This window comes from Streptomyces zinciresistens K42, from assembly GCF_000225525.1.
Taxonomy (GTDB): Bacteria; Actinomycetota; Actinomycetes; order Streptomycetales; family Streptomycetaceae; genus Streptomyces; species Streptomyces zinciresistens.
The window spans coordinates 1-10,253 of sequence record NZ_AGBF01000216.1; the positions used below are offsets into that span (position 1 = coordinate 1).

Here is a 10,253-nt window from a genome sequence, read left to right on the forward strand (position 1 = left end):
CCGACGACGCCGGGCGGTGGCGCCGCCGCGGCTGACCCGGGGCCGCGCGAGCACCCGAGGGACCGGCCCCGCCGCGACAGCGCGGCGGGGCCGGTCGCGCGTGCCGCTCCCGTCGTGCGTCCCGTATGCGGCTTCACCGCCGTTCTCGCGATTCCTGCCGTGTTTTCGGCGGTAGCAGCCGGTTCCGCCGTGCTTTCGGCGGTACCGGCCGGTTCGACGTTTGGCGGTCCCGGCCCGGGGGACGCGGAAGGCTCCCGAGGTGCACGACAGCGCGTGCGCCGCGGGGCGCCCCGGTACCGGGGCCGAGCGCGCCGGGGCCCGCGAGGCCGGGTCCGTCCCGACTCCGGCGGCCGTCCGGGTGCCCTGGGGCGTCCCCGCCATCGAGACGGCCGGAGGCCCATCGTGAGTCGACCCCGCATCGTGATCGTCGGCGCCGGATTCGCCGGTTACCGGGCGGCCCGGACCCTGGCCCGGATCACCCGGCGCCGGGCCGACATCACCCTGCTCAACCCGACCGACTACTTCCTGTACGTGCCCCTGCTGCCCCAGGTCGCCGCGGGCATCCTGGAGCCCCGCCGGGTGACCGTCTCCCTGTCCGGCACGCTGCCGCACGTGCGGCTCGTGCTGGGCGAGGCCGACGCCGTCGACCTCGACGGGCACACCGTGGCCTGCACCGGCCCCGAGGGCGAGCGCGCGACGCTGCCCTTCGACCGGCTGGTGCTCGCCGCGGGCAGCGTCAACAAGCTGCTGCCCGTCCCGGGCGTGGCCGAGCACGCGCACGGCTTCCGCAGCCTGCCCGAGGCGCTGTATCTGCGCGACCACGTGACCCGGCAGGTGGAACTGGCCGCCGCCGCCGGCGACCGGGCCCGCTGCGCGGCCCGCTGCACCTTCGTCGTGGTCGGCGCCGGGTACACCGGCACCGAGGTGGCCGCGCACGGGCAGCTCTTCACCGACGCCCAGGTGCGCGAGCACCCGCTGCGGGCGGGCATGCGGCCGCGCTGGCTGCTGCTCGACGTGGCCGACCGCGTCCTGCCCGAACTGGACGAGCGGCTCTCGCGCACCGCCGACCGCGTCCTGCGCGAGCGCGGCGTCGAGGTGCGGACGGGGACCTCCGTGCGCGAGGCCACGCACGAGGGGGTCCGGCTGACCGACGGCGAGTTCGTCGAAACCCGCACCCTGGTGTGGTGCGTGGGCGTACGGCCCGATCCGCTCGCCGAGGCCCTGCGACTCCCGCTGGAACGGGGCCGGTTGCTCGTGGACCCGTATCTGCGGGTGCCGGGGCGGCCCGAGTTGTTCGCGGCGGGCGACGCGGCGGCCGTGCCCGATCTCGACAGGCCCGGCGCGTACACGCCGATGACCGCCCAGCACGCCTGGCGGCAGGGCAGGACGGTGGCGCACAACGTGGCCGCCTCGCTGGGCATCGGCGAGCGGCGGGCCTACCGCCACCGGGACCTGGGGTTCGTCGTCGACCTGGGCGGGGTGAAGGCCGCGGCGAACCCGCTCGGCGTCCCGCTCTCCGGTGTCGCGGCGGGCGCCGTCACCCGCGGCTACCATCTCGCCGCCATGCCCGGAAACCGCGTCAGGGTCGCCGCCGACTGGCTGCTGGACGCCGTACTGCCGCGCCAGGCGGTCCAGTTGGGCCTCGTGCGGTCGTGGTCCGTACCGCTGGACACCGCGTCGCCGGAGCTGGTCCGCCCGCCGGACGGCCTCGCGCCCGCCGAGGACCCCTCCGGCGGTGCGCCGGCGGAGCGGCGGTCCGGCCCAGGGCCCGGCGCCGAGGCGCCCCCCGGGCCCGGATCCGCCGAGGCCCCCGACCCGGGACAGGCCCCCGACCCCGTACAGGCCCCCGACCCCGTACAGGACCCCGACGCCGGGACGCATCCCGAACCGCCCGGACCCGTGAAGCGCTCCGCACCGCCGCCGAAGCCGGTCCCCGGGGAGCGGCGGAAACAGCCGCACCGTGCGGGCCGCACCCGATCGTCCTCCTGGAAGGAGACCCATGAACACCGCTGAACTCGTCGATCTCGCCCAGCAGTTGCGCGTGGACAGCGTACGGGCCTCCGCCGCGGCGGGGTCGGGGCATCCGACGTCGTCGATGTCCGCCGCGGATGTCATGGCCGTCCTTCTCGCCCACCATCTGCGCTACGACTTCGACCGGCCCGCCCACCCCGGCAACGACCGGCTCATCCTCTCCAAGGGACACGCCTCGCCGCTGCTGTACTCCGCCTACAAGGCCGCGGGCGCCATCGACGACGGCGAGCTGGTCACCTTCCGCAAGCTCGGCAGCCGCCTCGAAGGACACCCCACCCCGCGGCGCCTGCCGTGGGTGGAGACCGCGACCGGCTCGCTCGGCCAGGGACTGCCCGTCGGCGTCGGCGTCGCCCTCGCCGGGAAGCGGCTGGACCGCGCCGGCTACCGCGTGTGGGTGATCTGCGGCGACAGCGAACTCGCCGAGGGCTCCGTCTGGGAGGCGGCCGAGCACGCGGCGTTCGAGCATCTGGACAACCTCACCGCCGTCGTCGACGTGAACCGCCTCGGCCAGCGCGGACCGACCCGGCACGGCCACGACCTCGACGCCTACGCCCGCCGCTTCCAGGCGTTCGGCTGGCACACGATCCAGGTCGACGGGCACGACGTCGACGCCGTCGACCGGGCCCTCGGCGAGGCCCGCTCCACCACCGGCCAGCCCACCGCGGTCCTGGCCCGCACCCTCAAGGGCAAGGGCGTCGCCTCCGTCGAGGACCGCGAGGGACTGCACGGCAAGCCGCTCCCGGACGCCGAGGAGGCCGTCGCCGAACTCGGCGGCCGGCGCGACCGCCGGGTCCGCGCGCACGAGCCGTCCGCGACCCGCACGCTGCACTCCGTGCCCACCGGACGGCTTGAGGCGCCGCGCTGGGAGAAGGGCGAGGAGGTCGCCACCCGCGACGCCTACGGCGAGGCCCTCGCCGCGCTCGGCGGCGCCCGCGCCGACGTGGTCGCCCTGGACGGCGAGGTCGGCGACTCGACCCGGGCCGAGTTCTTCGCCGAGGAGCACCCCGACCGGTACTTCGAGTGCTACATCGCCGAGCAGCAGATGGTCGCCGCCGCGGTCGGGTTCGCCACCCGCGGCTGGGTGCCGTACGCCGCCACCTTCGCGGCCTTCCTGACCCGCGCGCACGACTTCGTGCGGATGGCCGCCGTCAGCGGCGCCGGCGTCAACCTCGTCGGCTCGCACGCGGGCGTCGCCGTCGGGCAGGACGGGCCGAGCCAGATGGGCCTGGAGGACCTCGCCATGATGCGGTCGGTGTACGGGTCGACCGTGCTCTACCCGTGCGACGCCAACCAGACCGCCCGGCTCGTCGCCACCATGGCGGGACTGGACGGGGTCCGCTACCTGCGGACCTCGCGCGGCGAGGCCCCGGTGCTCTACGGCCCCGACGAGGAGTTCCCGGTCGGCGGCAGCAAGGTGCTGCGCTCGGGCCCGCACGACCGGCTGACCGTGGTCGCGGCCGGGGTCACCGTGCACGAGGCGCTCGCGGCGGCCGACGTGCTGGAGGGCGAGGGCATCGCGATCCGGGTCGTCGACCTGTACTCGGTCAAGCCCGTCGACCGGGAGACCCTGCGCCGGGCCGCCGAGGAGACCGGCTGCCTGCTCACCGTGGAGGACCACCACGAGGAGGGCGGCATCGGCGACGCCGTCCTCGACGCGTTCACCGACGGGCGCCCCGTGCCGCGGCTGGTGCGCCTCGCCGTCCGCACGATGCCGGGCTCCGCCTCGCCCGACCAGCAGCTGCACGCCGCGGGCATCGACGCCGCCTCCATCGCCGCGGCCGGAAAGCTCCTGGTGGAGGAGGCGGTCGTCCGGTGACGGACCCGCACGGCGGCCGGCCGGCCCACGGTCGCGGTCGAGCCGCCCGACAGGGTGCTCCGCCCCGGCAACGGAGGAGCGGAGGAGTACACCGAGGGTGGTCCCGTCGCCTGCCTCCGGTCCGCCGCCGTGTTCCCCGGACGGCCGAACCGCGTGAACGCCCGGCCCGGCCGGCGGAACCGGCGCCCGCCGGGGAACTCGCCGGGGAGCGGAAACCCGCCCGGCGCCGCGCGTCCGCCCCGCGTCGCGAAGAGGAGGAGGCCCCATGACGGGACTGCGGTATGTCTACGCCGTCTGCCGCCCCTTTCGCTCCGCCCTCCAGGCGCAGCTCACCGGGGTGGCCGGCACGCCGCCCAAGCAGTTGACGCACCACGGCCTGGTCGCGGTCGTCAGCACGGTGCCGGAGGGCGACTTCACCGAGGAGGCGCTGCGCGCCCGGCTGGAGGACCTCGACTGGCTCACCGTGACGGCCCGAGCCCATCAGCAGGTCATCGACGCGCTGACCGCCGTCACCACCCCGCTGCCGCTGCGCCTGGCGACCGTCTTCCGGGACGACAGCGGCGTGCGGTCGATGATGGAGGCCCGCGAGGACGACTTCCGCCGCGTCCTGGACCGGCTGGAGGGCCGGGTGGAGTGGGGCGTCAAGGTGTACGCGGACAAGGAACCCGCGGCCGGGGCGGACGCCGCGGGACCCGGCGCCGCAGAGCCCGGCCGGCCCGAGCCGGGGGCCGTGCCGGGCCGCGACCACCTGCGGATGCGGCGCTCGCAGACCCGGGCCCGCGAGGACGTCCGGCAGCGGGCCACCGCCTTCGCCGACGCCCTGCACGCCAGGCTGTCCGCCTTCGCCGAGGACGCCCGCACGCACGCGCCGCAGAACCCGGCGCTCTCCGGGGCCACCGGGCAGAACGTGCTCAACTCCGCCTACCTGGTGCCGCGCACCGAGTCCGAGGAGTTCGTGGAACTGGTGGACCGCGAGAAGGACGACGTGCCCGGGATCCGGGTGGAGCTCACCGGGCCCTGGGCGGCGTACTCGTTCACCGGCGAGTCGGCCGGGGAGCCGGAGGTGGGTCCGTGACCGTCGTCGAACGCCGCGAGGTCGCGCTCGTGGACCTGCTGGACCGGCTGCCGGCCGGGGGCGTGGTGGTCACCGGGGACATCACGCTGCGCATCGCCGACGTCGACCTCGTCCGCATCGACCTGAACGCGCTGATCAGTTCGGTCAACGAACAGGTCCCCTCGCCCCGGGACGACCCGACATGACCGAGGAACGCCGCAACCGGATGGACCTGGACCCCGACACCGTCGAGCACGGCCTGGTCAAACTCGTCCTGACCGTAGTGGAGTTGCTGCGACAGCTGATGGAGCGTCAGGCGCTGCGCCGGTTCGACGGGGGTGACCTCAGCGAGGACCGGGAGGAGCGCATCGGGCTGACGCTGATGCTCCTTGAGGACCGGATGGCGGAGCTGCGCGACCGCTACGGGCTGCGGCCCGAGGACCTCGATCTCGACCTCGGGCCGCTGGGCCCGCTGCTGCCCCGCGAGTGACGTGCCCGGGGCTCAGCGGGGCGCCGGTGCCGCCGCGCCGCCGGCACCGGCGCCCGCGGCCTCCTTCCGGCACAGGATCTCCCCGTGCAGGACGCCGAACCAGCCGTCCGGGCTGCGTCCCCACTCCCGCCAGGCCGCCGAGACGGCCTCCAGGTCCGGCGCCGTCGCGTGCCCGCCCTCCGCCGCGCGGGCGGCGTAGGCGGACGCCAGGGTGCGTTCCGCCCACAGGCCGCTCCACCAGGCCCGCTCCTCGTCCGTGGCGAAGGTCCAGGTGCTCGACGTGGCGGTGACGTCGGTGAACCCGGCCCGCAGCGCCCAGGACCTCAGCCGCCGCCCCGCGTCGGGCTCGCCCCCGTTGCCGCGGGCCACCCTGCGGTACAGGTCCAGCCAGGCGTCCAGGCCCTCGGAGCGGGGGTACCAGGTCATGGCCGCGTAGTCCGCGTCGCGGACGGCGACCAGACCGCCCGGCCGGGTCACCCGGCCCATCTCCCGCAGCGCGCCCACCGGATCGCCCACGTGCTGGAGCACCTGATGGGCGTGGACCACGTCGAACGCGCCGTCCGGGAAGTCCAGCGCGTGCACGTCCGCGACCGCGAACCGGACGTTGTCCAGGCCGCGTCCGGCGGCGGTGGCGCGGGCCCGGTCCAGGACGTCCGGGGCGCGGTCGACACCGGTGACCCCGCCCCGCGGCACCAGGGCCGCCAGATCGGCCGTGATGGTCCCGGGCCCGCAGCCGACGTCGAGGATCCGCAGGTGCGGCTCGATCGAACCGACCAGGTACGCGGCCGAGTTGGCGGCGGTGCGCCAGGTGTGCGAGCGCAGCACCGACTCGTGGTGCCCGTGCGTGTAGACGGCGGTCTCCCGCCCCGTCCGCGGTCGCCGCGGCTCTTCCTCGGACATGGCCCGTCCTCTCGTCCGTGCGTCCCGGCCCCGGGGCCACCGGACCCCGGGCGGTCCGCCACACGGTACGCGCTCATGTCGAATGATGAGACCAGCGTTTCACCATGTGGACTGACGGTTCATCGGGAGGAAGCGAGCGGGCGGTACACCGTCAGGGCCTCCGGCAGCTTCTCCAGCGTCAACTCGCCTCCCACCTCGGTGACTTCGCCGTCGTAGGCAAGCAGCGCGCCCGGTGTCACGCCGGACAGCCTGAGCCGGGCGACCCGCACCGCCGCGTGCACGGGGGAGCGGGTCAGCGGGCCCGCCGCCGCGGCGGCGAGCAGCCGCAGCGCCGGACCCCGGCCGCCGTGCACGACCCGCACGTCGAGCACACCGTCCGCGAGGTCGAGCCGGCGGGCGGGGGCGAGCCCCAGCCGGTGATAGGTGCCGTTCCCGGCGAACAGCAGCCACAACGGGTGCGCGCGGCCCGAGACTTCGGCGTGCAGCGGATGGCGTTCGCGGCGCAGCACGCGCAGCGCCCCGAGGACGCCGGCCGGCCAGGTGCCGACGACATGCGCCCAGCGGTCCCGCTCGCGCACCAGCTCCGGATGGACGCCGAGGCTGCACGTGTTGAGGAACACCCCGCGCCGGCCCCCGCAGGTGAAGCGGCCCACGTCCACGCGGACCGCCTCCCCCCGCCGCACGGCCCGCCCGACATCCGACTCGTCCTGCACGCCGAGGTCGCGGGCGAAGTGGTTCAGCGTGCCGCCGGGCAGTACCGCCAGCGGCAGGTCGTGGCGCAGCGCCACCTCGGCGGCCGCGTTGACCGTGCCGTCGCCGCCGCACACGCCCAGCACCTGGGCACGGGCCGCCGCCTTGCGCAACTCCGCGCGCACGTCGTCCGGTTCGCACTCCACGATCTCGGCGCGCGGCAGCAGGTCCAGCAGGGCGTGCACCCGGGACGCCGTCCCCGAGGCCCGGTTCGCCACGACGATCAGACCGTCCCCGTCGGGCAGCGCGGGGACGTCCGTGCGGGGCAGGCCCGGCGGCACCGCGTGGTCACGGGTGGGCACCAGCCCCCGTACGGCGAAGGCGGCACCCGCCCCCAGGGCCGCGCCCACCAGCACGTCGCTCGGGAAGTGGACCCCGGTGTAGACCCGCGACAGCGCCACCGACCAGGCGATCGGCGCCACCACCAGCCCCCAGGCGGGCGACTCCAGCGCGACCCCGGTCGCGAAGGCCGCCGCCGACGCGGCGTGGCCGGAGGGGAAGGACGTCGTGATCGGCTGCCGCTTGAGCTGCCGCACCAGCGGGACGGGGTCCAGCTCCGGCCGGGGGCGGCGCACCGAGCGCTTGCCGACCGTGTTGATCGTCAGCGAGGCCAGGCCCAGCGAGGCGATGCCGCGCACGGCCGCCCGGCGGGCCCGCGGGGTGCGGCCGGCGGCGATGGCGGCGGCCGCGGCGAACCAGAGCACACCGTGGTTGGCGCCGCGGCTCAGTCTCGGCAGCACCGGCTCGGCGAACGGCCAGTCCCGCTCCGCGGCGAACTCGAACAGCCGGGAGTCGAGACGGAGGAGCCGGTCGCGCAGCGCGTGCCGGCCGGGCCGGGGGAGAGTGAGGTCGACATCTGGGCTCATACAGGGCTGGGTACCCGGAAGTCGCCGGTTGCTGTCCACCCGGCGGCCACCGACACACGAACGGAACCGTGTCACCCGTCCGCGCCCGCTCCGCCGCGCCCGGACCCGCTCCCACGTGGGCGTCCCCCTCGGCACGGCCCGCCCCCGGGAGCACCGCGGGCCCCGCCCCGGAGCGGACCGGCCGGGCAGCCCACAGGCGGGGACGCGGCCCCCGGATTAAGGGTTTGCCCGCCGTCCGCGGCGGCCCGCACAATGCGCCCCATGGGACATCTGGAAGCAGCGCATCTCGAGTACGACCTCCCCGACGGGAGGGCGCTGCTCGGCGACGTCTCCTTCCGGGTCGGCGAAGGCGCCGTCGTCGCCCTGGTCGGGCCCAACGGCGCGGGCAAGACGACCCTGCTGCGGCTGATCTCCGGAGAGCTCAGGCCGCACGGCGGCACCGTCACCGTCAGCGGCGGCCTCGGCGTGATGCGGCAGTTCGTCGGATCGGTCCGGGACGAGTCGACCGTGCGCGACCTGCTGGTGTCGGTGGCCCCGCCCCGCGTCCGCGAGGCCGCCGAGGCGGTCGACGCCGCCGAGGACGCCCTGATGACCGTCGACGACGAGGCCGCCCAGCTCAGGTACGCGCAGGCGCTCGCCGACTGGGCCGAGGCCCGCGGGTACGAGGCCGAGACCCTGTGGGACATGTGCACCACGGCCGCGCTCGGCGTGCCCTACGACAAGGCCCGGTGGCGGCGCGTGAGCACCCTGTCCGGCGGTGAGCAGAAGCGGCTGGTGCTGGAGGCGCTGCTGCGCGGCACCGACGAGGTGCTGCTCCTCGACGAGCCCGACAACTACCTCGACGTCCCCGGCAAGCGCTGGCTGGAGGAGCGGCTGAAGGAGACCCGCAAGACGGTCCTGTTCGTCTCGCACGACCGCGAACTGCTCGCCCGCGCCGCCGAGAAGATCGTCTCGGTGGAGCCCTCGCCGGCCGGCGCGGACGCCTGGGTGCACGGCGGCGGCTTCGCGACCTACCACGAGGCGAGGCGCCGGCGGTTCGCCCGCTTCGAGGAACTGCGCAGACGCTGGGACGAGAAGCACGCCCAGCTGAAGAAGCTCGTCCTGACCCTCCGTCAGGCCGCTGAGAACAGCCATGACATGGCCTCCCGCTACCGCGCCGCCCAGACCAGGCTGCGCAAGTTCGAGGAGGCGGGCCCGCCGCCGGAGCCGCCGCGCGAGCAGGACATCAGGATGCGGCTGAAGGGCGGCCGCACCGGGGTGCGGGCCGTCACCTGCGAAGGGCTCGAACTCACGGGGCTGATGCAGCCGTTCTCGCTGGAGGTCTTCTACGGCGAGCGCGTAGCCGTCCTCGGCTCCAACGGCTCCGGGAAGTCGCACTTCCTGCGGCTGCTCGCCGGTGAGGACGTGGCCCACACCGGGCTCTGGAGGCTCGGCGCGCGCGTCGTCCCCGGGCACTTCGCGCAGACCCACGCCCACCCCGAGCTGCGGGGCCGCACCCTGCTCGACATCCTGTGGAAGGAGCACGCGCAGGACCGCGGCGCGGCGACGTCCCGGCTGCGCCGCTACGAGCTGACCCAGCAGGCCGAGCAGACCTTCGACCGGCTCTCCGGAGGGCAGCAGGCCCGCTTCCAGATCCTGCTCCTCGAACTGGAGGGCGTCACCGCCCTGCTGCTCGACGAGCCGACCGACAACCTCGACCTGGAGTCGGCGGAGGCCCTCCAGGACGGGCTGGAGGCGTTCGAGGGCACGGTGCTCGCCGTCACCCACGACCGCTGGTTCGCCCGCTCCTTCGACCGCTTCCTGGTCTTCGGCGCGGACGGGCGGGTCCGGGAGTCGGCGGAGCCGGTGTGGGACGAGCGGCGGGTGGAGCGCGCTCGCTAGCGCGGTGACCGGGAAGGCCCACCGGCTCGCGACGCCCGGCACGTCCCCCGGGCCCTGCGAGCAGGGGGACCCCACGCCGCGTCGTCGCCTCACCCGGGTACGTCCCGTATGCGGGGACTCCGCCTTGCGGGGCACCGCACCGGACGCCGCGAGCCACCAGGCGAACCCTCCCGGCCACGGCACTGGCGGGCCCGTCGGCCCGGGTGTTCGTACAGTGGATGCAGTAGGGCGAGATCGAACACGACGAGCGGGGCACCACCATGACCGGAGTCGACCCCGGCCGGCTGGACGATCAGCAGCTCATGAAGGAGCTGGAGACCATCCACCGGACGCGCCACGACACGCTGCTGTACGGCTCGAACGACGCGCTGCGCGCCCACAACGACCGCATGGCGCAGCTGGAGGGCGAGTACCTGCGCCGCAACCCGCGCCGCACGGTGGCCGCGGGTTGCGGCGCAGGTACTC

Annotated in this window: 9 protein-coding genes; 7 read left to right on the forward strand and 2 right to left on the reverse strand. The window is 75.5% G+C overall.

The genetic code is table 11. The features are described 5' to 3' along the window. Positions 1-402 precede the first annotated feature (402 nt). From SZN_RS31850 to SZN_RS31870, 5 genes are all read left to right on the forward strand, one after another. Positions 403-2,013, forward strand: a complete 1,611-nt coding sequence (locus SZN_RS31850; RefSeq protein WP_244313451.1) for an NAD(P)/FAD-dependent oxidoreductase — start codon at positions 403-405, stop codon at positions 2,011-2,013. Further along, the gene (locus SZN_RS31855) at positions 2,000-3,847 is read left to right on the forward strand and encodes a transketolase (RefSeq protein WP_007503145.1); all 1,848 of its coding nucleotides are present in this window, start codon (positions 2,000-2,002) and stop codon (positions 3,845-3,847) included. Before SZN_RS31850 ends, SZN_RS31855 begins: the two co-directional genes overlap by 14 nt. Before the next feature lie 265 nt (positions 3,848-4,112). Continuing rightward, entirely contained in the window at positions 4,113-4,922 is an 810-nt protein-coding gene (locus SZN_RS31860; RefSeq protein WP_007503146.1) for a GvpL/GvpF family gas vesicle protein, read from the forward strand. Next, positions 4,919-5,107 carry a gas vesicle protein gene (locus SZN_RS31865; protein ID WP_007503147.1) on the forward strand — a complete coding sequence of 63 codons (189 nt, stop codon included), beginning with the start codon at positions 4,919-4,921 and terminating at the stop codon, positions 5,105-5,107. Before SZN_RS31860 ends, SZN_RS31865 begins: the two co-directional genes overlap by 4 nt. Beyond that, positions 5,104-5,391 carry a gas vesicle protein K gene (locus tag SZN_RS31870; RefSeq protein ID WP_007503148.1) on the forward strand — a complete coding sequence of 96 codons (288 nt, stop codon included), beginning with the start codon at positions 5,104-5,106 and terminating at the stop codon, positions 5,389-5,391. The genes SZN_RS31865 and SZN_RS31870 overlap by 4 nt, the downstream gene beginning before the upstream one ends. 12 nt (positions 5,392-5,403) lie before the next feature. On the opposite strand, the gene SZN_RS31875 is transcribed toward SZN_RS31870, so the two are convergent. Continuing rightward, a complete protein-coding gene (locus tag SZN_RS31875) occupies positions 5,404-6,291 on the reverse strand; it encodes a class I SAM-dependent methyltransferase (protein ID WP_007503149.1) in 888 nt (295 codons plus the stop codon). A gap of 119 nt (positions 6,292-6,410) precedes the next feature. Further along, complete coding sequence (locus SZN_RS31880; RefSeq protein ID WP_007503150.1) at positions 6,411-7,907, reverse strand: bifunctional phosphatase PAP2/diacylglycerol kinase family protein; 1,497 nt, start codon at positions 7,905-7,907, stop codon at positions 6,411-6,413. Between the two features lie 261 nt (positions 7,908-8,168). Between SZN_RS31880 and SZN_RS31885 the strand changes: the two genes are divergently transcribed. Together SZN_RS31885 and SZN_RS31890 are read left to right on the forward strand one after the other, a co-directional pair. Further along, positions 8,169-9,788, forward strand: coding sequence for an ATP-binding cassette domain-containing protein (locus SZN_RS31885; RefSeq protein ID WP_007503151.1), 1,620 nt, complete (start codon positions 8,169-8,171; stop codon positions 9,786-9,788). A 260-nt stretch (positions 9,789-10,048) separates the two neighbouring features. Continuing rightward, positions 10,049-10,253 (forward strand): DUF6158 family protein (locus SZN_RS31890; RefSeq protein ID WP_007503152.1); only part of this gene is annotated, 205 nt, incomplete at its 3' end.

Bases quoted from the DNA above. Each gene is read 5' to 3' on its own strand.
- SZN_RS31855 (WP_007503145.1), top strand. From the start codon at position 2,000: ATGAACACCGCTGAACTCGTCGATCTCGCCCAGCAGTTGCGCGTGGAC.
- SZN_RS31860 (WP_007503146.1), top strand. From the start codon at position 4,113: ATGACGGGACTGCGGTATGTCTACGCCGTCTGCCGCCCCTTTCGCTCC.
- SZN_RS31870 (WP_007503148.1), top strand. From the start codon at position 5,104: ATGACCGAGGAACGCCGCAACCGGATGGACCTGGACCCCGACACCGTC.
- SZN_RS31875 (WP_007503149.1), bottom strand. From the start codon at position 6,291: ATGTCCGAGGAAGAGCCGCGGCGACCGCGGACGGGGCGGGAGACCGCC.
- SZN_RS31880 (WP_007503150.1), bottom strand. From the start codon at position 7,907: ATGAGCCCAGATGTCGACCTCACTCTCCCCCGGCCCGGCCGGCACGCG.
- SZN_RS31885 (WP_007503151.1), top strand. From the start codon at position 8,169: ATGGGACATCTGGAAGCAGCGCATCTCGAGTACGACCTCCCCGACGGG.